Raw genomic sequence first — 22899 nt, 5'->3', positions numbered from 1 at the left:
GGGCGACACAAGCAAGGCCGCCACGGTGGTCAGCAGCCAGGCGAGTGTGGCGGTACGCGAGGCCAACGAGCTGGGCGGCCAGGCAAGCGCCGCCCAACGAGAAGCCGGCGGCGGGATACGCCTGGCTGGCCAGGACGGCGCCGCCGAACGCGACCCGAGCGGCATGGTACGCAAGGCCAGCAAGCTGGTCCGCCGAGCAAGCACCGCCCAACACGAAGCCAGCCGCCGGATACGCCTGGCTGGCCAGGATGGCGCCGCCGAACCCGAGCAGAGCGGCATGGTACGCAAGGCCAGCAAGCTGGTCCGCCGAGCAAGCACCGCCCAACACGAAGCCAGCCGCCGGATACGCCTGGCTGGCCAGGATGGCGCCGCCGAACCCGAGCAGAGCGGCATGGTACGCAAGGCCAGCAAGCTGGTCCGCCGAGCAAGCACCGCCCAACACGAAGCCAGCCGCCGGATACGCCTGGCTGGCCAGGATGGCGCCGGGGTGTGGGAGGTGGCGGTGGGCCAGGGAGGAGGGAGCGCTTCGGGGACGGAGTTGGTGGCGCTTTCTGGGTGGTGCGCTTGTCGCCGTTGCTGTAGGCGTGCCGGTTTCGGGGGCGGCGTGGCCGGGGGCCGTGCCAGCGCCCGTGCCCGGAAATCTAGCGCCGCTCGGGAGTGCCGCTCCCGCTGCCCTCGCGCGGCGGTATGCCGCGAGCCGGGAGGACATCCGGGCGGCTGAGTGGATGGCGGTCCGGTATGGGCATCTGTGGCGGGCCGCGATGTTGCGGGACATGGCGGATCCCTCCCGCCGGTTCCTGGCCTTCGACGGGCGTGACGGCGGGCGGGCCGTCGAGGTGTTCGGCGATCTGGCGACGGCCCGCACGATCGCCGTCCTGGTCCCCGGCTCCGACACCAATCTCGACAAGTACGGGCTGCTTCGCGGCGGCTCCATGCGGCTGCGGGAGGCGCTCGGGGATCGGGCCGCCGTCGTCGCCTGGCTCGGATACCGGACTCCGAGCACCGTCAGTCTGGCCGCGATGTCGGCCGGCTGGGCCGATCAGGCCGTCCCTGAGCTGCGGGCATTCGTACGGAAGCTCGCCGCCGCCAAGCCTGCCGCCGCGATCTCGCTGCTGTGCCATTCGTACGGCTCCGTGGTGTGCGCGCGGGCCGCGCCCGGGCTGGATGTCGGCAACATCGTCCTGTACGGGAGCCCCGGTGTGATCGCCCCCAACGTCGCCGCCCTGCGGACGAGGGCCACCGTCTGGGCCGGTCGGGCTGGCGCAGACTGGGTCGCGCGCATCCCGAGTGTGCGGCTCCGGCTGCCCTTCCTCACCGCCGGGTTCGGCACCGATCCGGTGTCCCCGCAGTTCGGTGCCCATGTCTTCGCGGCGGGCGATGGTGGGCACAGCGACTATCTCCGGTCCGGTTCGCCGGCGTTGGAGAGCATCGCCAGAATCGTCACCGGGCAGGCCGTTCGCGACGTGGGCCGTCATGCGTGAGCCCGCTTGCACGGACGCGGGTGGCGTCCGACCCGGGCAGCACCGCGCCCTCGCGCCGTTGCGTGGCCGCCTGCCGTTGCGTGGCCTCGTCCCGTTGCGTGGCCGCCTGCCGTTGCGTGGCCTCGTCCCGTTGCGTGGCCGCCTGCCGTTGCGTGGCCTCGTCCCGTTGCGTGGCCGCCTGCCGTTGCGTGGCCTCGTCCCGTTGCGTGGCCGCCTGCCGTTGCGTGGCCTCGTCCCGTTGCGTGGCCGCCTGCCGTTGCGTGGCCTCGTCCCGTTGCGTGGCCGCCTGCCGTTGCGTGGCCGCTTCGGGCGGGTTGCCCACGGAGGGTCGCCTGAGCAGCACCGCAGTGTCCAGCCGGCGCGCCGCCGCGCATGGCGGGTCGGGCGCGCCGCCGCGACTGGATGGCGTCGCGTACTCGCACCGTTGCGTGACCTCGTGCGGCGAGTCGAGCGGGCTACCCCGCCCCATCGTGACCGCGCCATCGACGCACTCCGGGCACTGGCCATCGGGGGGGTCGTGCTCGGGCACTGGCTGGTGACGGCGTTGGTGCTCGACAGCGGCGCGATACGGGTGGCCAGCCCGCTGCGGTACATGCCGCAACTGGCTCCCGCGACCTGGCTGTTCCAGACGCTGGCGGTGTTCTTCCTTGTGGGCGGGTACGCGGCGGCGAGGAGTCGGGGCGCGTCGGCCGGGACCTACCGGCAGTGGCTGTGCGCCCGGCTGGCGCGGCTGTCCCGGCCGGTCGGTGTCGTGCTGGCGGTCTGGAGCGTGACGGTGGCCGGGATGCTGGCCGCCGGAGCCGACACCGTGACCGTGACCAGGCTGGTCAAGCTGGTGCTGTCGCCGATGTGGTTCCTGGTGGTGTTCGCGGTGCTGACGGCGGCGACTCCGCTGGTGGCCCGGTTGCACCCGATGTGGCCGCTGGTGACCGTCGCGGTGATCGATCTGGTTCCGTACGGCGGGGGCGGGTCCTCGTGGGCCGGCGCCGTCAGCGTGCTTGCCGGGTGGCCGGCGTCCCATGGCCTGAGCGGGCCGCATGGCTTCATGAACGACCTGGCCGGATGGCTGACGTCCCACGAACTGAGCGACGCGCTCGGCTCCGGATGGCTGACGTCCCACGAGCTGGGCGACGCGCTCGGTTCCGTCAACGTCCTGGCCGGGTGGCTGGTGCCGTACTGCCTGGGTGTGGCCTGGGCACGGGGGGCGTTGCGGAGTCGTACCGCCGGGTGGGTGTTGCTGGTCGGCGGGGCGGTGGGAGCCGTGGGGCTGGTGCTCGGGGCCGGGTATCCGGCGGCCATGGTCGGGGTGCCCGGCGCGGCCGTCTCCAACCTCGACCCGCCCACGCTCGCGGCCGTCTTCTTCGGGCTGGCCCAGTGCGGGGCGGCCCTGCTCCTGCTCGGCCCGCTGCGCCGGGCGCTGCGGCGGCCGGTCGTGTGGGCGGCGGTGGCGCTGGTGAACCTGTCCGCGATGACGATCTTCCTGTGGCACCAGAGCGCGATGATCCTGGTCACCGCGCTCGGGCTGCTCGGGGGCGAAACCCTCCCCGGCCTGCACACGGTGCCCGACGGACCGGCGTGGGTGCTGGCCCGGCTGGGCTGGGTGCCGGTGTTCGGGCTGGCGCTGGCGGTGTGCCGGGTCGCGTTCCACGCTCGCGAGCGGGCGCCGTCCAGGAAGAGGCGCTTGGCGAACGCGTAACCAGTGGGTTACGCTTTTGCCGTGGACGAGGTGGCGGGGGCGATCGCGGACCCGGTGCGGCGGCGGATCCTGGAGATGCTCAAGGACGGGCGGCTGTCCGCCGGGGAGGTCGCCGAGCGGTTCGCCATCAGCCGGCCCGCCGTGAGCAGGCACCTGCGGGTGCTCAGGCAGAGCGGGCTGGTTCGCGCAGAGCTGATCGGCAGGCAACGCTTCTACACGCTCGACCCCGAGCCGTTCGACGCGCTCATCACCTGGCTCGCGCAGTTCGGACGACCCTCGGGGTGGGAGCACCGCCTGGACGCGCTGGAGACCGAGGTCTACCGGGCCCGCCGCGAGCGCCGCCCGACCACAGCGACCGGAAGCAGCAGAGAGGAAGAGACCGCATGAACCGCATCCCCACCGGCCGGTTGTTCAGGACGAGCGAGGGGAGCGACCTCGTTCTCAGCCGGACGTTCCGCGCGCCCGTCGAGGACGTGTGGGCCAGCATCACCGAGTCCGACCGCACCGCCCGCTGGTTCGGCCCATGGGAAGGCCACGGCGCGCCCGGGCAGACGATCAAGGTCCGGATGGTGTACGAGGAGCAGGCCCCCTGGTTCGAGATGCGCATCGAGGCGTGCGAACCACCGAAGCGGCTGGCCGTGTCCGCGCTCGACGAGTTCGGGGCCTGGCGGGTCGAACTGCTGCTGGAGGAGCGCGACGGCACGACGGAGCTGCGGTTCGTCCACCATCTCGACAACGAGGACGCGATCGGCGAGGTCGGCCCCGGCTGGGAGTACTACCTCGACATGCTCGTGGCCGCCCGCGACGACTCCCCCACGCCGGACTTCGACGACTACTATCCCTCGATGCGGGCCTACTTCGCCGAGCTGTCCCAGCGGGGCTGACAGATTGTCGGTGGCGGCTGGCACAGTGGGCGCGTGCCTCAACCGCTCAAGGACATGATCAACGCCCGGTCCATATCCGTGCTGGCCGACGGGCTGGCCGCCGCCTGGGCGCCGTTCCCGCGGGCCGCCTTCACCGCGCGTGCCCTGGCCGGGCTCGACGGGCTCGAGCTCAAGGACCGCGTCCGGCATGTCGCCGCGGCCCTGCACGACGCGCTGCCGCTGCCCTATCCGCAGGCCGCCGAGGTCGTGCGCGAGGGCGCCTCGCGGGTCACGCTGGACATGTGGAGCGGCTGGCCGGCCACCGACCACACGGCCGTCCAGGGGGTCGACCACCTGGAGGCGGGGATGGGCACGCTGGCCGTGCTCACGCCGTACGCGACGGGCGAGTTCGCCGTACGGCCCTACCTGGAGCGCTACCGCGACGACGCGCTCAAGATCATGTACGGCTGGGCGGAGTCCCCCGACGAGCATCTGCGCCGCCTGGCCTCGGAGGGGTCGCGCCCGCGGCTGCCGTGGGGCGCCCGGGTGCGCTGGCTGATGACACCGGGGCCGACCCTGCCCCTGCTCGACCGGCTGCGCGACGACCCGAGCGAATACGTCCGCCGCTCGGTCGCCAACCACGTCAACGACCTGGCCAAGGACCATCCGGAGGTGGCGGTGGAGCTGCTGGCCCGATGGCGTTCCGACGGCGGCTCGCACGTGGAGAAGGTGCTGCGGCACGCCGTGCGCGGGCTGCTGCGCGCCGGCCACCCGGAGGCGCTGGCACTGGTGGGCGCCACCCCGGGCAGCGGCGCGGTCGACCTGCTGGCCCTCGAGTCCGACACGGTGGCCGTCGGCGGGAGGCTGTCCTTCGCCGTCACGGTCACGGCGGGCGCGCCGGGTCCTGTGCTGCTCAAGTACGCGATCCGGCGGGCGGGCTCGCGCCGGGTCTTCCACCTGGGCCAGCGGGAGGCGGCGGGGCCGGGCGCGACGTTCACCGTGCGCAAGAGCCATTCCTTCCGTCCGGTCACCACCCGCGACGAGCCGCCGGGCACCAGGGAGCTCGACGTGATCGTCAACGGTAGGGTGGCGGCCAGCGCCGCGTTCACGCTGGTGGAGTCATGACCATCGAGCTGGGCGTCACCTGGCGCCTCGACGGCCGAGGACGCCTGCCAGGACCGGAGGAGCCATGACCACCGACCTGCTCCGCATCGAGCTCGGCGTCGTCTGGCGCCTCGACGGCCGAGGACGCCTGCCGGGGCCGGAGGAGCTGGTGATCGGCGTGGCGGCCGACGGCCTGACCGCCGCGGTCCGCGCCGACGTGCCCGACCCGGTCGCCACCGAGCTTCTCGACCTCGTCTCCCAAGGCGTCCCGTCGTCCCCGGGCCACCCGCCTGACGTCCTGGCGCGGTGCGACGCCCTGCTGGGCGGCGGGCGGGCGGTGTCCGGAGGGCCGTGCTATCTGGTGCGGCCGCCGCTCACGTTCGAGGCGCCCGCCGACGTCATCACGTCGGACGACCCGTCGCACGCCGCGCGCCTGCGCCCGCTGCGCCCCGCGGGCTGGGAGCCCGAGGAGTGGGACGAGTTGCTCGCCGGCGGCGCGGGCGCGCCCTGGGCGATGATCGTCGAGGACGGCCAGGTGGCCGCGATCTGCCACAGCGCCCGGCTGACCCCCGAGGGGGCCGAGGCGGGCGCCTGGACCTCGCCCGCCTTCCGGGGCCGCGGGTACGCGGCGGCGACCACCGCGGCGTGGGCGGGCCTGCTGCCGGGTGTCCGCCTGTTCTACAGCACGAGTGCCGACAACCACTCCTCCCAGCGGGTGGCCGGACGGCTCGGGCTCGACGCGATCGGCTGGCTCTGGCAACTCACGCCCCGCGACTCGACGGCCTCACCAACGTGATGCCGTGCCGTCATGGAGGACCTCCCGTTCCCACCGTTCCCGAGGCTGGGTGTGCAGGCGCCAGTAGTGCTCGGCGATGTCGTCGGGGTCGAAGGCCGTGCCGGGCGCGACCGGTCCGGCCACGGTGACGCTGGCCACGTGCACCCCCGAGGGCCCGTACTCCTGGTCGAGCAGCGCCGCCAGCGTCCGCACGCCCGCCTTGCCGAGCGAGAGGCTGACGTACTGGGCCTTGGGCTCGGGCATCCCCCCGGTGATGAGGAACGACCCGCTGCCGCGCCGGGCCATCGCGGGCGCCACGTGCGCGGCCGCGACGAGCGCCCCCACCACGTTCACGGCCCAGGCGTCCAGCTGGGCCCGCACGCTCACCTCGCCCGGCGCGTCCGGCCGGATGACCGCGGCGTTGTAGACCACGGCGTCCGGCGTGCCCAGCTCGGCCGCGGCCGCGTCGAGGGCCGCTCTGAGCTGGTCCTCGTCGGTGCTGTCGGCCTTGTACGCGAGCACCCCGTCCAGGTCGAGCGTCGTGCCGGTACGCGAGACGAGCGCGACCGGCAGCCCCTCCCGCGCGAACCGGCGGGCGACGGACCGGCCGATCCCCGGCCCCGCTCCGATGATCACAACTCCAGGCATCATTCGGCCCCTTTCCGTTGTTGTGATCGGAAGCTAAGGCGTCACATCGATGTGAAGGTCAAGGGACACATGAGGATCGGAGAGCTGGCCCGCCGCACCGGGGTGAGCAGGCGGCTGCTGCGTTACTACGAGGAGCAGGGGCTGCTGCGGCCGGTGCGGCTGCCCAACGGCTACCGCGAGTACGCCGAGCCGGACGTGGCGGCGGTGCGCCACATCCGTACGATGCTCGCCGCCGGACTCCCGACGACCGTGATCGCCCTCCTGCTGCCCTGCGTCCACGACGACGGCGACGGGATGGTGCCGACGGCATGCCCGGGCATGGTGAGCAACCTGCGGAGAGAGCGCGAGCGCATCGCCGGGACGATCGAACGGCTGCAGACGTCCCAGCGCGCCCTCGACACCATGCTCGCCACCGTCCGGCCCCCGGCCTAGCGCCGGGCAGGGCCTGGGCGCAGGTCGGTCCGCGCCTCGCCGGTGGCCGGGTCGTACGGGTAGGAGACGTGCTGGTGGATCATCACCCAGGAGCCGTCCCGCCGCTCGAACACCCGCGTCCCCCGCGACCACGTCTCGGCACCCCCGCCGACGCGAACCCGGTTGAGTCCCCACGCGACCGCGAGGTCCTCCCTGGCCATGACCTTCAGCTCCGGCATGTCGAAGCGGACGTCGGGTCCCTCGTCGAGGCCGCGCGCGCAGACCTCCCGCACCGCCTCGACGCCCACGTACTCGAGCGGCGCGTCATGCTCGTACGACACGACGTCGTCGGCGATGGCGGCCATCATGCCGTCCAGGTCCTTGGCCGCGGTGCCCGCGTACCACCGCTCGTGCACCCCGCGCACCTCCCGCACGGCCGCCGCGTCGTCGGCGATCGGGAACGAGTGGTGCTCGTGCGCGACGACCCACCGGCCGCCCTCCTCGCGCAGGCCGAGCGTCAACCGCAGCCGCCGGTCGTCGGCGGGCATGCCGCACCGCAGCAGCGCGTACGCGAAGGCGACGCCGCCACCGGCGACGACGTCCAGCGACTCGATCTCGAACGCCGCCCCCCGCGCCTGCCACTCGAAGAACGGCGGCCAGGCCTTCTCGTACGCCTCGATGCCGCGAACGTCCTCCGGCACGTCGAACATCACGATGTCCGCCGCGTGGTCCGCGAGGACCGTCTCCAGGTCGCCGCGGTGCACCGCCTCGGCCCAGCGCAGGACGAGGTCGCGGATCTGGTCTTCGTTCGTGGACATGGATGGGGTCCTTCCGGGTCGGCATCTTCGTTCCGTACGTACAACCCGGGCGGATCCCGAAACTCATCGCACTTCCTCGGGAAGACCGAAACCGGCGAAATCGGCCTCCAGGAACGACACCACCTCCGCCACCTGACCATCGCCCCGCACCACCAGCAGGTCCAGCCCCGCCGGGAGGAAGGCCGCCCGCTTCTCGTCCCACATGTACGTGCCGAACGCCACCTGCCCGTTGGCCCGCGCGGGCAGCATCCGCCAGCGCTCCTTGAGCGGCCCGCCGAGCAGGAACCCCCGGATGCCCTCGCGCCCCTCGAACCAGGCCGCCAGCGGCGGCATCGAGTACTTCGCGTCCTCGGCCAGCATGGCCACGATGGCGTCCACGTCCCCGGCCTCCCAGGCGGCCGCGTACCTGCGGGCCAGCTCCCGGCTCCCCGCCTCGCCCAGCTCGCCGAGGGTCTGCCGCTGGGTGGTCGGGGGAAGCACCTCGGCGAGGTTCTTCCTGGCCCGCTGGAGGGCGCTGTTGACCGCCGCGACCGTGGTGTCCAGCAGGTCGGCGACCTCGCGGGCGGCGTACCCGAGGACGTCGCGCAGCAGCAGCACGGCCCGCTGCACGGCCGACAGGTGCTGCAGCGCCGCCACGAACGCCAGTTCCACGCTCTCCCTCGCCACTGCCCGCGCCTCGGGCCCGAGTCCCGCCGTCCAGGCCATCAGACTGTCCGGGTACGGCTCCAGCCACGCCACCTCGCCACCGGCCGGGTCGAGGTCGGCGGGCAGCTCGCGGCGGCTCCGGCGTTCGATGAGCGTGAGCGCCCTGTTCGTCGCGATCCTGTACAGCCACGGTCTGATCGACCCGCGGTCCTCCAACCGCGCCAGGTTCCGCCACGCCCGGTCCAGCGTGTCCTGCACGGCGTCCTCGGCGTCGTGGACGGAGCCCAGCATCCGGTAACAGTGGGCCCGCAGCTCGTCCCGCAGCGGCCCGACCAGCCGCCCGAACGCCACGTCGTCCCCACCCCGCGCCGCGACCAGCAGCTCCGCCGCCGTCACCTCGCCCGCCGTCACCTCACCCGCCGTCGCGTCGCCCGCCATCGCCTGTCCCCCTCCCGGTGCGCCCAAGCTACCGCGCCCGGATCGCCGCGCTCTGCCACGATTGAGGAGAGATGACCGCCCAGAACACCACGACGGGGCCCCTGCGCCGCCACACCAGCGGCACGTGAACGGCGGCGAACCACACCCAACCGGCCCCCGTGACGCCGATGCCCGGCTCCAGCACGCCGGGGGCGCCGCCGCCACCCATCGTCACCGGCACGCTCACCGCCGCGACGAACCCGGCCAGACAGGCGTCCACCACCCGCGGCCAGCGCTGGGCGAGGGCGCGAAGTCGGCGCAGCAGCACGGCCGCGCCCGCCAGGGCCACCGCGACCCAGGCCAGCGACACCGCCGCCCCGGCAGCCGGCCCGAGCACGAGCACGCCCGCCTCGGCACTGGTCACCGAGGCCCCGTGCCGTACCAGCAGATCCCGCAGCTCCGCGGCGCGCGCGCAGCGGACCAGCACCTCGACCACCCGGGCGGACGCGATCCCGTGCGTGCGGGCCAGCGCCAGCAGGTGCTGGTACGCCGTGCGGCCCCGTGCGCCGGCGTGACCTCCATCAGCGCCCCGACCTGCCGGAGCGGATCGGGGTGTTCGGCGTAGGGCCGGCCGTTGACGGTCGCCGTACCGTGAAGGACAGTTCGCGTACGGCGGTGACGCCGCCGTACCGCTTGGTGAGCTCCCGTACCTCGATCATGCCTTCGACGCCAGAAGAGGGCCTTTCGCCCGGCGACCGACCAGAGGCCGAACCCCGAGGCCCCGGATCGCCGCCGGAAGTCGTGCCCGTTCCGCTCACAGCAGCAGCGTCAGGCCGCCGATCGTGTAGCAGACCATGAGGACGAACAGCGGGATCTGCCCCGCGACCGCGCGGCCAGGCGGCAGGAGGCGGACCGAGCGGTCGTGGGCGGCCACCACCCCCACCACGTGGCCGATCACGATGGCCAGCACCTGGACGACGGCGATCGTGGCGGGTTCGACGGCGTTCGGGTCGGGCTGGGCGGCCATGCCGAGCGCCAGGAGGATGCCGTGCCTGCCCTCGATGACCAGGAGGGAGAAGTAGTGGGCGATGAGATAACCGGCGGCGATCGGCACCAGCGAGTGGGCGAATCGGGCGGTCAGTCCCCTGGTGCCGCCGATCAGCCCGGCCGCGCCGAGGCAGGCGGCGTACAGGAGGGCCACCCCCGCGACGGCGGCCAGCAGGCCGAACGTGCCCAGCCCGGTGCGGCCGAGCGGGCCTGACTGGAGGGCGTTCACCCAGGCGGGGGTGCTGGAGAAGCCGTCGTACGCGGTGCCGCCGAGCAGGACGCAGACGGTGGCGACCAGGCCGGGGGCGGGCTGGATGGCGTCGAGGCCGTCGAAGGGGCTGCGCAGGACGCGGTCGCCGTTCGCCCTTCTGCCGAGGGGCGACAGGTGGCCGATCAGGGTCGAGTACACCTCGAACGGGTCGCCGCGTTCCAGCCAGGCGTGGCCGTACACGAGGGTGCCCGCGAGCTGGGCGAGCGCGTACAGGGCGCAGAAGGTCAGCAGCGTGAACGGTGCCGCGGGCTCGGGCGCGACCAGCTCCGTCCAGGTGAACGCGAGCAGGCCCGCGGCGGCGGGCCAGTAGCCGAGCCCGCGCGGGAGCGGGCGCCGGGGCCGGTCGGGCAGCAGCCGGAACGGGCTCAGCGCCCGCCACACCGGGCCGAACAGCAGCGACGCCGGGACCAGGCCCACCCAGAAGAGCACATACACCAGGTACGGCCCCGCGTTCCCGTCCGCGGGACCCGCCACGAGCCAGCCGATCGTGTAGACGGCGAGGACGAGGGTCAGCACGCGCGCCGGGCGGCCGGGCAGGCGCAACGGGATCGCCAGGCCCGCCCGGTCGCCGCGGAAGCGGGAGTCGGCCCAGAGCAGCCCGAGCGCCAGGAACGAGACGACGAGCGCCGCGAAAGCGCCCGCGTAGGCGTAGAAGAGCGGGATCGGCAGGTCGCCGCGCGTACCGATGCCGTGCGCGAGGACCCCCGCCGTCACCGGACCGCCAGTTGGGTGAGGACCAGCTTGCTCCTGTGGGTCTCCACCTCGAACACCCCGGTCAGGCCGGCCGTGAAGCGCACGGTCGCGGGCACCCCCGGCCGCAGCTCGGCCTCGATGTCATAGCCGTGAACGTGCAGCTCGTCGGCGACGTCGCTGGTCACCGTGATGCTGACCTGCCGTCCCTTGGCCACCTCCAGCCAGCCCGGCGGCGGGCTCACCTGGCCGCGGGCGACGGTGATCACGGCGTCCGCCTGCCCGCTCGGCGGCGCCGTGGCCACCTCGTGGCTGTTGCCCGGATTGTGGTGGGTCTCCGCCAGCGGCCCGCACGCCGTGACGAGCCAGGACGCCAGCACGCACCCGGCCACGTATCCGGCCATGCGGACGGTCCGGCTCACGCGCTCACCCCGGCCTCGGCGGGTGTCTCCCGTACGGTGCCCCCGCGCCGCGGCGCCAGCACCACGACCGCGCAGAGCACCCAGAGCCCGGTCAGCAGCCCCCGGATCCACCCCGGCCCCAGCGGGACGACGGGGATCAGGTACACCAGCCGGTCGAAGGCGTCGGCGCAGGCCAGCAGCCCCACCACGATCGTGAGCCAGCCGAACGCCGGCCGCCTGCCCCGCAAGGCCGCGCCCAGGCAGAGCCACCACGCCCCCATGAGCAGCAGCGCGACCCCGGCCTGCGACGTGCTGTCCACGGCCGCCGCCACCACGTCGAGCACGAGCCCGGCGGCCCCGGCGACGCTCCCGGCCACGATCAGCCGGTGCCGGCGCCGGACGATCGCCGTCACCGCGGGCGCCACGCCGTTCCTCGACTGGCCGTCGCCACCGTGCCGGCGTGCGCTCCCCGACAGGACGTCGCCACCGTGCCGGCGTGCGCTCCCCGACAGGACGTCGCCACCGTGCCGGCGCGCGCCCCGCCGCGAACGCCACCAGAACAGCCCCAGCAGCAGCCCGAGCACCGCCGAGCCGCCGAGGGCGAGCTGCGTTTCCACCTTGCCGAGCCCCGACGCGCCGAACCAGTCGCACCCGGCCGGCAGCCGGGCCTGCGAGGCGCTGAAGTCCGCACACAGGTACAGCTTGACCAGCTTCACGGGCTCGGCCAGCAGGCGGTTCGCGCCGCCCGACAGCGCGGGCGCCGCGGCGGCGCAGACCGGCAGGACGGCGGGCGACGACGTTCCCGTGTCCCTCTGCCAGCAGTTGCCGGTGCCCTGCCCGTCCCACCACACGTCCAGGCCGTTCGGCCGCCGCTCACCCGTCGGGCTGACGCCGAACACGTTGCCCTCGTAGCGGTTGTAGTCGGAGGTGTCGGCCTGCTTGGCCAGGTCGTTCTCGCCCCTGATGAACGCGGGCACCCCGAACAGGTGGAAGGCCGCCCGCCGGTGGCCCCAGACGTGGTTGTTCCTGAAGACGTTGTAGTTGCCGCCCGCGACCAGGATGCCCGTCCCCGGGGGCACGCCCACCTGCGAGCACACCACGCCCCGCTCGTAGCCGCGTTCGGCCGGGGGTTTGGCGCAGGTGCCGTCGCGGGTGTAGCGGTAGTAGTCGCGGTTGTTGTCGTAGATCCGGTTGTTCTCGAACTTGGCGTGGTTCTGCGGCAGTCCGGGGTGCGAGGGCCAGAGGCTGTCCATGGTGGCGCCGACCATGTTGTCGTAGAACTCGTTGTCGTGCACCCACATCGAGTCGCCCGCGGTGCCCGAGTAGCCGAGCGCGTTGTCGTGGCTCTTGCAGCGGCGGATCTCGATGGCGTACCTGGGGACGTCGTGGCCGCGGCCGTCGTTGAGGTTGGAGGCGCTGCCCGGGTAGAGGCCGCCGTCGCCGTTCCCGTACGCCTCGCAGTCGGTGTAGAGGCCGTGGTCGCTGGCGAAGGTGAGGAAGCCGTACTCGTCGTTCCAGCGGGTGAGGACGCGGTCGATGACGAAACCGTCGGTTTCGAGCACGTACAGGGAGTTGAACGTGGTGCGCTGGGCGGTGAAGTTCCGGAAGTAGACGCCGTCGGTACGGTCGGCGCGGACGGCGTTGAGCTTGCGGTACTCCGCGTCGATCACGACGTCGAGCGGGCTGGCTCCGGTGCCCTCGATCTGCAGGTCCTTCTTGCCGAGGATGGCGACGAGGTTCTGGTTGTGGGGGCACTGCCGCTGCTGGTCGAAGGAGAGGATCTGGTAGCCCCACGTGGACCAGCGGGCGGGGAGCCGGGCGCAGGCGCCGGTGGGGGCGGGGCGGCTGGGTTCTTCGCGGTAGAGCCCGGGGAGAATGGCGATCGTCATTCCGGGGCGGTCGACCCGGTCGACGGCTTCCTGGAGGTGCCTAACCCCTTTTTGCTGACATTTCGTGAAAAGGTCGAGGTTGCGGGCTTTGAGCTCCTCCGGAAATTTCGCGATTCGACGCTCAAAGTCGGCTTTATCCGTCTTGCACACCAGCAGATCCGGCTCCCCGGACCGCAACACCGGCACCGTCCCCGTACCATCAGGCAGCGTCACCGGACGCTCCTCATGGGCGAAAGCGGTGCCGCCGGATAACAGCAGACCTGACGCGAGCACGACGATTGTCGCGATTTTTCGTATGGGGGGCATGGCCGCGAGATTAGAACAATGCTCACGTTCTGCCTAGGCCAGAACGATCAGCCCCCCTTGCCGCAAACCCCGCCCGAGACAAGGCCCGGCGGGGGCGGCGCTGACACGCCCCCGCCGGGAGTCATCACCCCCGGGCCCCCGTACCTCCGCAACGGCACTCACGCCAACATCCGGAGGGCACAGCACAAGCCCGGGACCTGCACAGGTGGCCGTCGTCCGCCGTCAGGGGGCCATTCCCGCCAGAGCCACGTCCACCACGCGTTCGGCGAGATCCGGCGCGAGGTCACCGGCCGGACCCCACTTGGTGAACCAGAGCATGGTGCCGGTGAGGACGGCCATGCCCATGGAGACGTCCAGGTCGGCGCGGAGCTCGCCGTTGGCGATGCCGCGCTCGATCACCGAGCGCATCGCCTGCCTCCGGGGCTCGATGGCCCGCTTGACGAACCGGTCCATCAGCTGCGGATAGCGATCGGCCTCACTCATGGCGATCTTCATCACGCAGCGGTTGCGGGCCACGCCCGACTCGCTGCGCATCGCGTCGAGCAGGGAGATCAGGTCGTCGCGCACCGACGTGCCGGTGAGCGACGGCACCGGGGCCTTGAGCGTGGCGAGGGCGTCGACGACCAGGTCCTCCTTGTTGGACCAGCGCCGATAGATCGTCGTCTTGCCGACACCCGCCCTCGACGCGATGGCCTCGATGGACAGATCGGAGACGCCCATGCCCTCGCCGATCAGATCGAGGGTGGCCTCGATGATCGCCTTCTCGGCCTTCTCGCTGCGCGGACGCCCCGCCGGACGGGCAGTCCCTGATTCCTGGATCGTCATCGCTGCCTCACACTACAGCTGGTTCTTTCTGTTCCGCCTGCGTGATTGGGCGCGTCTTGCCGGGCATCCACCTTGCCACCACCGCGACACCGACCAGCGCGATCACCGCCGACACCAGCGCCGTGACGTGCATGCCGTCGACGAACGCGGCGAACGCGGGCTTGATCAGCGCCTGGCCCTTCTCGCCGAGCGACTGGGCGACGCCCATCGTCTGCACGATCGACTCGCCCGCGGTGTGCTGGACGTCGGCGGGCAGGCCGGCCAGCGAGGGCGTGATCTCGCCGCGGTAGTTGGACGACAGCACCGAGCCGAGCACGGCCACGCCGAGCGCGCCGGCGACCTGGCGGACGGTGTTGCTCATGGCCGAGCCGACGCCGGCCTTCTCCCTGGGCAGCGACTCCATGATGGCGGTGGTCGCGGGCGGCATGATGTTCGCCATCGCGGCGCCCTGGACGAAGAAGATGACCTCGATGAGCACGATCGGCGTGTCCTGGTCCATGAGCGCGTAGCTGGCCAGGGCGGCCGTGACCACGACCATGCTCACGGTGGCCGACAGCTTGGCGCCGAACCGCTCGTTCACCCGCTGGCTGAGCGGCGCGAAGATGAGCTGCGCGGCGGCGAACGGGATCATCAGCGCCCCCGCCTGCACCGGCGAGAAGCCCAGCACGGTCTGCAGGTAGAAGGTCAGGAAGAACATCCCGCCCATCATCGCGAAGAAGACGATGCCCATCATGCCGATGGCCGAGCTGAAGCGGACGTTGCCGAAGTTGCGGACGTCGAAGATCGGGTGGTCGATACGCCGCTCCCACCACACGAACACACCCAGCACCACCAGCCCGAACAGCGTCGGCACCAGGACCTCCGCGCTGAGAACGGTGCCGAGGCCGCCGCCGCGGATGATGCCGTACACCACGGCCACCAACCCGATGATCGACAGCAGCACACCGACCGGGTCCAGCCTGGACGGCTTCGGGTCACGCGACTCCGGTACGAGAGTCGCGATGAGGATCATGGCGATGATCACGATCGGCACGTTGATCAGGAAGACCGAGCCCCACCAGTAGTGCTGGATCAGCAGGCCGCCCGTGATCGGCCCGATCGCCACCGCGAGCCCCACACCCCCGGCCCACACGCCGATCGCCTTGCCCCGCTCACCGGGCGGGAAGACGTTGGAGATGATCGCCAGCGTGGCCGGCATGATCGCCGCCCCGCCGATGCCCATCGCCGCCCTCGCAAAGATCAACTGCGTCGGATCCTGCGAGTAGGCGCTGGCGAGCGAGGCCAGTCCGAACAGCGCCATGCCGATGAACAACATCCGCTTGCGCCCCGTCCGGTCGCCGATCACCCCGAACGTGAACAGCAACCCGGCGAACACCAGCGTGTAGGAGTTGATCGCCCACTCCAGCTCGCTCTGCGTCGCCCCCAAACCGACCGTCTTGTCGGCGATGGTCTTCATCGCCACGTTGAGGATGGTGTTGTCCAGCACGACGGCCAGCAGGCTGAACACCAGAACGCCAAGGATCCCCCAGCGGCGCGGATGGCCCGCGTTCGGATCCACTACTTCGTCTCTCACGAAGAGCCCCCCAATTTCGATACGTACGAGTTTCGCAACGACACCGTATCGCAAGCTATTCCGATACGCAACGGTCCCGTTTCGTAAACCCTGGGTTAACTCTCCCCAACGCCCCCTCGCCCAGCTATCGACGGCTGCCCTCACCGCTGCGGCGGCCAGCAGGAAGCACACCCGAGACCTCGACCGCACCCACGGTCAGCGCCCGAGCCCCTCGGCCAGGCCCACGGTCGGCGCTCGAGCCCCCGGCCAGGCCGACGGTCGGCGCTCGAGCCCCCCGGCCAGGCTCACGGTCAGCGCCCAAGACCTCGACCGGACCCACAGTCAGCGCCCAAGACCCCCGGCCAGGCTCACGGCCAGCGCCCAAGACCTCGACCGCACCTACCGCCAGCGCCCGAGACCTCGGCCACCGAACTGCTGCCGTCCGAGGCGAAGGCGCACCCGGCTCGGCGCCGACGGGTGCGTTCAGCAACTGGCTGGCGTGTTCTCAGGCCGCGCGAGCCGCCGACGATCGCCCGACCCACGCGCCGCCACGCCCCGCGCGCATCGGTCGGATGACCGGGACCCGGCCCTCGGCTTGAGAAGCCGCCGATCGCCGGGAGGAGAGGCGGCCTGCTGGTCACCGGCTCAAGGAGCCTCGGCCGGTGCTGGAGTGGACCCGGCCGGCGCTGGAGTCGGCTCGGTCGGCGCTGGAGTCGGTGCTGGAGTCGGCTCAGTCGGTGCTGAGGTGGGTCCGACGAGTGACGAGGGTGGTGAGGCCGTCGGGGTCTGGGTCGAGGTGGGGAGGGGGTCGGCGGGGCGGCGGGGCCAGAAGGGGGCGGCGGCGAGCACCATGGCCACTCCCACCAGGCCAGCGAGCACGAACGCCCACGTCGGCCCGCTCGCGTCGATCACGGCGCCCGCGATGGGGGCCGAGGTCGCGCCGCCGATCAGCAGGGCCGTGCCGTGGAAGCCCATCGCCTCACCGCGCGCCGCGGAGGGCACCCACCGGGAGAGCACGTCCACCGTGGCCGACAGTGCCGGCGCGCAGAGGATGCCTGCCGGGAGGAGCATCACGACCAGCCATTGCCAGCTGCTCACCAGGCTGACCGGGATCGTGAGCAGGCCCATCAAGGCGATGAGCACCAAGGGCGAGAAGCCACGCGACAGCCCGCCGTACACGAAACCGCCGGTCAGGGAGTAAACGCACCAGATGGCCACGGCGAGGCCGACCCACTGGGTCTGGCCGGCGTTGTTCATGGTCGCGATCAGGGACAGCTCCGTGGCCGTGAGCACGAACGTGGCCGCCGCCGCCGTCCCGAGCAGCGCCACGAACCCGGGCGTCAGCCACTGCCGCCGCGACACCTTGATCGATTGCGCCTCGAGCTCCTCGGGCGATCGGGTGGGCGGGTTGAGCGCGAACATGCCCAGGCCCGCCGCCGCCGTGGCGACCGCGATGGTCGTCATCGTCACCTGGCTGCCCAGCATCGTCAGCCCGGCCACCGCGAGAGCGGGACCGGCCATGTACGCCAGCTCGACCAGCATGGAGTCGAGCGCGAACGCGCTACGCCGCTGGGCGACCGGCACCATGGCGGCCAGGCACTGCCTGGTCACGCTGAACACCGGCAACGCCAGCAGCCCCGCCACCGCCGCCGTCCCGATCAGGGCCGGGAACGGCAGCGCCCACGCGCACGACCAGAACACCGCCTGCGCCACGGTCGTGACCATGACCACCGGACGTAACCCGTGCCTGTCGACGAACCTCCCCGACAACGGCGAGCCGATCGCCATGCCGATGGTGTTGGCCATGGTGACCAGCCCAGCCTTGCCGTATCCGAGGTCGAGCGCCACGGCGACGTGCAGGGTGAGCGTCATCCCCATGGCCGTGGACGGAACCCGCGCCAGCAGCCCCATCAGCAGCAGCGCGGGAACACCCGGGATCTTGAGCAGTCGTCGGTAAGGGGCGAGAGCCATGTCGATTCAACCTCCGCGCTGATTCTGGCAAGAGGCACCGACAGTTTCGCCACAGGTTTTTCGGCACGCGACAGCGCGTGCCATCATCGGAAGAAGTCCGGGGACGCCACTGGGGCGCCTCGAGACGTTTCTGGAGGGTTCACACATGTCCTCTTCAACCACACTGTACGGGGGCGTCTCCGGGCGCCGGGTCACCGTTCGCGACCTTACCGCCGCCAAGGAGCGCGGAGAGCGGTGGCCCATGGTCACCGCCTACGACGCGATGACGGCCAGGGTCTTCGACGACGCGGGCATCCCCGTTCTGCTGGTGGGCGACTCTGCGGCCATGGTCGTCTACGGGTACGACTCCACGCTGCCCGTCACGGTCGACGACCTCCTGCCCCTGACGGCGGCCGTGGTGCGCGGCTCGTCCCGGGCGCTGGTGGTGGCGGATCTGCCGTTCGGGTCGTACCAGTCCTCGCCCCAGCAAGCGCTTGAGTCGGCCGCGCGCTTCATGAAGGAGGCCGGGGCGCACGCCGTCAAGCTGGAGGGCGGCCGCCGGGTCGTCCCGCAGGTGGAGGCGCTGGTCTCGGCCGGTGTTCCGGTCATGGCCCACCTCGGGCTGACCCCGCAGTCGGTGAACGTCCTGGGCGGTTACCGCGTTCAGGGGCGCGGCCAGTCGGGCGACGAGCTCATGGCGGACGCCAAGGACCTGGAACGGGCCGGGGCGTTCTCGGTGGTGCTCGAGTGCGTGCCGGCGGACCTGGCGGAGCGGGTGACGGCGTCGCTGACGATCCCCACCATCGGCATCGGCGCGGGCGCCGGGACGGACGCGCAGGTTCTGGTGTGGCAGGACCTGATGGGGCTCACGCCGCGGCCCGCCCGGTTCGTCAAGCGCTACGCGGATCTGGCCGCCGAGATGGATCGCGCCGTCCGCGCCTTCGCCGCCGACGTGGCGACGGGCGCTTTCCCGGCTGCTGAGCACACGTACAGCTGACGGCGGGCACCACTGACGCCTGATGGTTGTGGCTGGACTGGGCGTCCCGGCTGGGCATTCCGGCTCGGGCGTCCAGGGCCAGGCATTGGCGGCGGGCATTGGGGCGGTTTTGGGGCGGTTTTGGGGCGGTTTTGGGGCGGTTTTGGGGCGGAAGTCCAGGCGGGCTTGGGGGGCGGAAGCCCGGGCGGGCGTTGGGCGGAAGCCCGGGCGGGCGTTGGGCGGAAGCCCGGGCGGGCGTTGGGCGGAAGCCCGGGCGGGCGTTGGGCGGAAGCCCGGGCGGGCGTTGGGCGGAAGCCCGGGCGGGCGTTGGGCGGAAGCCCGGGCGGGCGTTGGGCGGAAGCCCGGGCGGGTATTTCAGGTCAGTCGGGTGTCCAGGGCCGGGGTGTCCAGGGCCGGGGCGTCAATGGCGGGCGTCCAGGGGCGGGCGTGGAGCGAGGGTTCGGAGGGGGCACGCGCTAGGTCCGTGACGGTGCAAGTGGGAGAAGTCAGGGGGTGAGGGTGCTGGGGTCGGTGTTGGAGCCGCACAGCACCACGGCCACCCGCTCCCCCGGAGCCGGCGTGTACGCGCCCGCCAGCAGCGCGGCGTACGCCGTCGCGCCCGCCGGCTCGGCCGCGACCCGGTGACGCGCCCAGAGGGTACGCCGGGCCTCCACGATCGCCTCGTCGGTCACCAGCACGCTCTCCACCCGAGGCGAGGACAGGATCTCGAACGCGATGCCGCCGATCTTGGTGGCGCCCAGCGCGTCGGCGGCCACCCCGCTCACCTCGACGGGCACCGGATGTCCCGCGCGCAGCGCCTCGTGGAGGGTCGGGATCCGCTCGGGCTCGACCGCGATGATCCGCGGCCCGGATCCGGGCGTCACAGCAGAGCCGCTCGCAGGGACGGAGCCGGAGGTGCCCAGGGTGATGCCGGCGGCGAAGCCGCCCCCGCCGACGGCGACCACCACCGTGTCCACGCCACCCGTCTGCTCGACGATCTCCAGCCCCGTGGTCCCCTGCCCCGCCACCACCTCGGCCTGGTCGTACGCGTGCACCGCCAACGCCCCCGACTCCGCCGCGCGCTTGGCGGCGGCCTCGGCGGCCTCCGAGTAGATGGCCCCGGTCTGCGTGATGTGGGCCCCCAGCGCCTCGAGCCCGGCGACCTTCACCGGGCTCGTGACCTCGGGCACGAAGATCTCCGCCCGCACCCCAAGGACCCGCGCCGCGTAGGCGACGGCCAGCCCGTGGTTGCCGCCGCTGGCGGCGATCACCCCGCTGGGCGGCAGCTCGCCCGCCGACAGCATCCGGTTGAAGGCCCCGCGGACCTTGAACGATCCCGAGTGCTGAAGCAGCTCCAGCTTGAAGAAGACGCCGGGCGAGACCTCCAGCACCGGCGTACGCAGCACGAGCCCGTCTATACGGCCGGCCGCCGCCAGCACATCCGAGTAATCCACACAGGCCACTATGCCAGCGCCTGCTCCACGTCGGCCCACAGGTCCTCGGGGTGCTCGATGCCCACGGCGATGCGTACGGTGCCCTCGCCGATCCCGTGCCTGGCCAGTTCGGCGGCGCTGAGCGAGCGGTGGGAGGTCGTCGCCGGGTGCATGACGAGCGTCTCCACGCCGCCCAGCGATGGGGCGAGGAGCATGAGGCGTACGGAGCTCATGAACTTCTCCCCCGCCTCCCGCCCGCCGGCGAGGTCGAACGAGAGCACCCCGCCGAAGTCGGACAGCAGCTTCCCGGCCAGGTCGTAGGAGGGGTGGGTGTCCAGGCCCGGCCAGTGCACGGCGGTGACGGCGGGGTGCGAGGCCAGGCGGGTGGCGAGGAGGCGGGCGTTGGAGCAGTGGCGTTCCATGCGCAGGGCGAGCGTCTGCAGCCCCCGCAGCGACAGCCAGGCGGCGAAGGGGTCGGCGGAGGCGCCCAGCTCGATCGCGAAGTGCCAGACCTTCTCGTAGAGCTCGGTGGAGGCGAACACGGCGAGCCCGCCCACCACGTCGGTGTGCCCGGACAGGTATTTGGTGGTGGAGTGTACGACGATGTCCGCCCCGTGCTCGATGGGCCGGCAGAGCAGGGCCGTGGCGAACGTGTTGTCCACCACGGACAGGATCCCCAGCTCGCGGGCCGCCGCGCACATCCCCGGCAGGTCGGCGACCAGCGTCATCGGGTTGCTGATCGTCTCCAGGTAGACGAGCCGGGTCTCCGGGCGGACGGCGGCGCGCAGGGCGGCGGGGTCGTTCTCGGGCACGTACGTCACCGTGATCCCGAACCTGCCCACCAGGTCGTTGATCATGGCGGCGGTCCCGCCGTACAGGGACTTCTGCGCGATGAGGTGGTCGCCGGGCTTGAGCAGGCCCAGCAGGACGGTGTTGATCGCGCCCATGCCCGAACCCGTGGCGATGGCCCCGACCCCGCCCTCCAGCCCGGAGACGGCCTCCTCCAGGGAGCGGACGGTGGGGTTGGTGTAGCGCCCGTACACGAACGGCCCGTCGGCCCGCCCCATCGCGTCGGCCATCACGGCGGGGTCGTCGAAGATGAATCCGGAGGTCTGGTAGATCGGCACGGTGATCGGCCGGCTGCCCTCGATGACGGGCTGCGGCACGTGGACGGTGCGGGTCTCGGGGCGGAGCTCAGAGGGATGAGAATCGGTCATGTGTCAAGGATCGCCCTCAAAACGGTCCAACGTCAGAGCCAATGCGGCAGAATTGGTCCATGAATGGGGCCAATCTCGCCGACGGCGACCTCGTCGATCTCCTGGGCCGCTGGGCGTCGGGCCGCGGCCCGCTCTACCTGCTGCTCGCGGCCCGGCTGCGGGCGCTCATCGACGACGGCGTGCTGCCGCCGGACCAGGCGCTCCCGCCGGACCGGGTGCTGGCCAAGCGGCTCGCGGTGGGCCGGGGCACCGTGGTCGCGGCGTACGACCTGCTGCAGCAGGAGGGCCGCGTGGTGCGCCGCCAGGGCAGCGGCACCCGGGTGGCCGCGCTCGAGCTGCCGGCGACGCGCGCGGCGGACGGCGTGGCGGCCAACCCGCTCCTGCTCCACATCCTGCACCCGCCGGACGGCGTGCAGCTCCTGACGTGCGCCGCGCCGGACGACATGCCGGAGGCGATGTTCGAGGCGTACGAGGAGGCGGGCGCGCGGCTGGCCGACACCCGCGACCTGGGCTACCAGCCCGCGGGCAACCCGGCCCTGCGCGCCGCGCTGGCCGCCTACTACACCGGCCGCGGCGTGCCGACGACGGCCGAGGAGATCATGGTGACGACGGGCGCCCAGCAGGCGCTCACGCTGCTCGCCGGACTGCTGGTGGCCCCCGGCGACACCGTGCTGACCGAGGCGCCGACGTACCCGGGGGCGCTGGAGGTGTTCCGGCACGCCGCCGCCGTCGTCCGGCCGGGGACTGCGGAGGATCTGCGCGAACGCCCCGCGCTGGGCTACTTCGTCCCCACCAGCCGCAACCCGGACGGCGCGGTCATGGACAACCCGGCCCGCCGGCGGCTGGCCGCGCTGGCCGCCGAACACGACGTGCCGCTGATCGACGACGAGGTGTGCGCCGAGCTCTGCTTCACGGGCGGGACGCCGCCGCCGCTGGCGTCGTTCGAGCGGGGGGAGCACCTCATCACCGTCGGCTCGCTGAGCAAGCTCGTGTGGGGCGGGTTGCGGGTCGGGTGGATCCGCGCGGCGGCGCCACTGGTGTCGCGGCTGGCCAGGCTGCGGGCCGTGTTCGACCTGGGGGGCGAGGTCTTCAGCCAGCTCGCCGCCGTCGCGCTGCTGCGCCGCCTGGAGGAGGTACGGGCGGCGCGCGTGCGCACGTTGCGCCGGCGCCACGACCACCTGTGCGCGCAGCTGCGCGAGCGGCTGCCGTCCTGGGAGTTCGAGCCCGCGCTCGGCGGCCAGACCATCTGGGTACGCATCCCGCACGGCGATGTGGACTCCTTCGCCCAGGTGGCGCTCAGGCACGGGGTCGCGGTGCCGCCGGGCAGATCGTTCGACCCGCTGGGCGGGCACGCCGACCGCATGCGCCTGCACTTCCTGTTCCCCGAGGACGAGCTTTCGCGAGCGGTGAACAACCTGGCCCTGGCCTGGGCGGTCTTCGACGGCGCCGATCGTCCGGTGTCCCGGCACACCCTCGTCGTCTGA

At 72.5% G+C, this 22899-nt stretch carries 23 protein-coding genes; 9 read left to right on the top strand and 14 right to left on the bottom strand.

The window, feature by feature from the left end; genetic code table 11:
• The first annotated feature begins 773 nt into the window (after positions 1–773).
• On the top strand, positions 774–1481 hold the full coding sequence (locus H4W80_RS53195; RefSeq protein ID WP_225964169.1) for an alpha/beta hydrolase: 708 nt from the start codon (positions 774–776) through the stop codon (positions 1479–1481).
• Here the strand turns inward: H4W80_RS53195 and H4W80_RS53190 are convergent.
• Positions 1441–1824: a hypothetical protein gene (locus H4W80_RS53190; protein WP_192792031.1), complete on the bottom strand. Its 384-nt coding sequence runs from the start codon at positions 1822–1824 to the stop codon at positions 1441–1443. The two genes, H4W80_RS53195 and H4W80_RS53190, sit on opposite strands and share 41 nt — an antisense overlap.
• A 93-nt stretch (positions 1825–1917) precedes the next feature.
• On the opposite strand from H4W80_RS53190, the gene H4W80_RS62100 reads away from it, so the two are divergent.
• The 5 genes from H4W80_RS62100 to H4W80_RS53165 all read left to right on the top strand — a co-directional run bounded on the left by H4W80_RS62100 (position 1918) and on the right by H4W80_RS53165 (position 5940).
• Positions 1918–3177 carry an acyltransferase family protein gene (locus H4W80_RS62100; RefSeq protein ID WP_318787494.1) on the top strand — a complete coding sequence of 420 codons (1260 nt, stop codon included), beginning with the start codon at positions 1918–1920 and terminating at the stop codon, positions 3175–3177.
• Positions 3178–3198: 21 nt separating this feature from the next.
• A complete protein-coding gene (locus tag H4W80_RS53180) occupies positions 3199–3564 on the top strand; it encodes a metalloregulator ArsR/SmtB family transcription factor (RefSeq protein WP_192792030.1) in 366 nt (121 codons plus the stop codon).
• Positions 3561–4061 (top strand): SRPBCC family protein, encoded by a 501-nt coding sequence (locus tag H4W80_RS53175; RefSeq protein WP_192792029.1) that lies wholly within the window; start codon positions 3561–3563, stop codon positions 4059–4061. The genes H4W80_RS53180 and H4W80_RS53175 overlap by 4 nt, the downstream gene beginning before the upstream one ends.
• Positions 4062–4094: 33 nt before the next feature.
• Complete coding sequence (locus tag H4W80_RS53170) at positions 4095–5165, top strand: DNA alkylation repair protein (RefSeq protein ID WP_192792028.1); 1071 nt, start codon at positions 4095–4097, stop codon at positions 5163–5165.
• A gap of 64 nt (positions 5166–5229) precedes the next feature.
• Entirely contained in the window at positions 5230–5940 is a 711-nt protein-coding gene (locus H4W80_RS53165; RefSeq protein WP_192792027.1) for a GNAT family N-acetyltransferase, read from the top strand.
• Here the strand turns inward: H4W80_RS53165 and H4W80_RS53160 are convergent.
• A complete protein-coding gene (locus H4W80_RS53160; protein ID WP_225964167.1) occupies positions 5929–6570 on the bottom strand; it encodes an SDR family NAD(P)-dependent oxidoreductase in 642 nt (213 codons plus the stop codon). The genes H4W80_RS53165 and H4W80_RS53160 overlap by 12 nt on opposite strands.
• Before the next feature lie 66 nt (positions 6571–6636).
• Between H4W80_RS53160 and H4W80_RS53155 the strand changes: the two genes are divergently transcribed.
• Positions 6637–6999, top strand: a complete 363-nt coding sequence (locus tag H4W80_RS53155; protein WP_192792026.1) for a MerR family transcriptional regulator — start codon at positions 6637–6639, stop codon at positions 6997–6999.
• On the opposite strand, the gene H4W80_RS53150 is transcribed toward H4W80_RS53155, so the two are convergent.
• The 10 genes from H4W80_RS53150 to H4W80_RS53105 form a co-directional block, all read right to left on the bottom strand.
• On the bottom strand, positions 6996–7796 hold the full coding sequence (locus H4W80_RS53150) for a YybH family protein (protein WP_192792025.1): 801 nt from the start codon (positions 7794–7796) through the stop codon (positions 6996–6998). The genes H4W80_RS53155 and H4W80_RS53150 overlap by 4 nt on opposite strands.
• A gap of 63 nt (positions 7797–7859) precedes the next feature.
• The gene (locus H4W80_RS53145) at positions 7860–8879 is read right to left on the bottom strand and encodes a sigma-70 family RNA polymerase sigma factor (RefSeq protein WP_192792024.1); all 1020 of its coding nucleotides are present in this window, start codon (positions 8877–8879) and stop codon (positions 7860–7862) included.
• Positions 8880–8907: 28 nt separating this feature from the next.
• Entirely contained in the window at positions 8908–9354 is a 447-nt protein-coding gene (locus H4W80_RS53140; protein ID WP_192792023.1) for a DUF7134 domain-containing protein, read from the bottom strand.
• Between the two features lie 85 nt (positions 9355–9439).
• A complete protein-coding gene (locus H4W80_RS53135) occupies positions 9440–9577 on the bottom strand; it encodes a hypothetical protein (RefSeq protein ID WP_192792022.1) in 138 nt (45 codons plus the stop codon).
• A gap of 95 nt (positions 9578–9672) precedes the next feature.
• Positions 9673–10890 (bottom strand): hypothetical protein, encoded by a 1218-nt coding sequence (locus H4W80_RS53130; RefSeq protein ID WP_192792021.1) that lies wholly within the window; start codon positions 10888–10890, stop codon positions 9673–9675.
• Positions 10887–11288: a cupredoxin domain-containing protein gene (locus tag H4W80_RS53125; protein WP_192792020.1), complete on the bottom strand. Its 402-nt coding sequence runs from the start codon at positions 11286–11288 to the stop codon at positions 10887–10889. Before H4W80_RS53125 ends, H4W80_RS53130 begins: the two co-directional genes overlap by 4 nt.
• The gene (locus tag H4W80_RS53120; protein WP_225964166.1) at positions 11285–13156 is read right to left on the bottom strand and encodes a right-handed parallel beta-helix repeat-containing protein; all 1872 of its coding nucleotides are present in this window, start codon (positions 13154–13156) and stop codon (positions 11285–11287) included. Before H4W80_RS53120 ends, H4W80_RS53125 begins: the two co-directional genes overlap by 4 nt.
• A gap of 528 nt (positions 13157–13684) precedes the next feature.
• The gene (locus H4W80_RS53115; protein WP_192792018.1) at positions 13685–14287 is read right to left on the bottom strand and encodes a TetR/AcrR family transcriptional regulator; all 603 of its coding nucleotides are present in this window, start codon (positions 14285–14287) and stop codon (positions 13685–13687) included.
• Between the two features lie 7 nt (positions 14288–14294).
• The gene (locus H4W80_RS53110; RefSeq protein ID WP_318787493.1) at positions 14295–15860 is read right to left on the bottom strand and encodes an MFS transporter; all 1566 of its coding nucleotides are present in this window, start codon (positions 15858–15860) and stop codon (positions 14295–14297) included.
• Between the two features lie 624 nt (positions 15861–16484).
• Positions 16485–17810: an MFS transporter gene (locus H4W80_RS53105; RefSeq protein WP_192792017.1), complete on the bottom strand. Its 1326-nt coding sequence runs from the start codon at positions 17808–17810 to the stop codon at positions 16485–16487.
• Between the two features lie 145 nt (positions 17811–17955).
• On the opposite strand from H4W80_RS53105, the gene panB reads away from it, so the two are divergent.
• Positions 17956–18786, top strand: a complete 831-nt coding sequence (gene panB, locus H4W80_RS53100) for a 3-methyl-2-oxobutanoate hydroxymethyltransferase (RefSeq protein WP_192792016.1) — start codon at positions 17956–17958, stop codon at positions 18784–18786.
• Between the two features lie 485 nt (positions 18787–19271).
• Here panB and H4W80_RS53095 read toward each other — a convergent pair whose 3' ends face one another.
• Positions 19272–20219: a serine/threonine dehydratase gene (locus H4W80_RS53095; protein ID WP_318787492.1), complete on the bottom strand. Its 948-nt coding sequence runs from the start codon at positions 20217–20219 to the stop codon at positions 19272–19274.
• Between the two features lie 8 nt (positions 20220–20227).
• Positions 20228–21415, bottom strand: coding sequence for a trans-sulfuration enzyme family protein (locus H4W80_RS53090; RefSeq protein WP_192792015.1), 1188 nt, complete (start codon positions 21413–21415; stop codon positions 20228–20230).
• 59 nt (positions 21416–21474) lie between these two features.
• Here H4W80_RS53090 and H4W80_RS53085 point away from each other — a divergent pair, with 59 nt between their 5' ends.
• Entirely contained in the window at positions 21475–22899 is a 1425-nt protein-coding gene (locus H4W80_RS53085) for an aminotransferase-like domain-containing protein (protein ID WP_192792014.1), read from the top strand.

It is taken from the genome of Nonomuraea angiospora (genome assembly GCF_014873145.1).
GTDB classification, from domain to species: domain Bacteria; phylum Actinomycetota; class Actinomycetes; order Streptosporangiales; family Streptosporangiaceae; genus Nonomuraea; species Nonomuraea angiospora.
The sequence above is the reverse complement of the archived record's forward strand: the minus strand, read 5'-3'. Positions and strand labels throughout refer to the sequence as shown.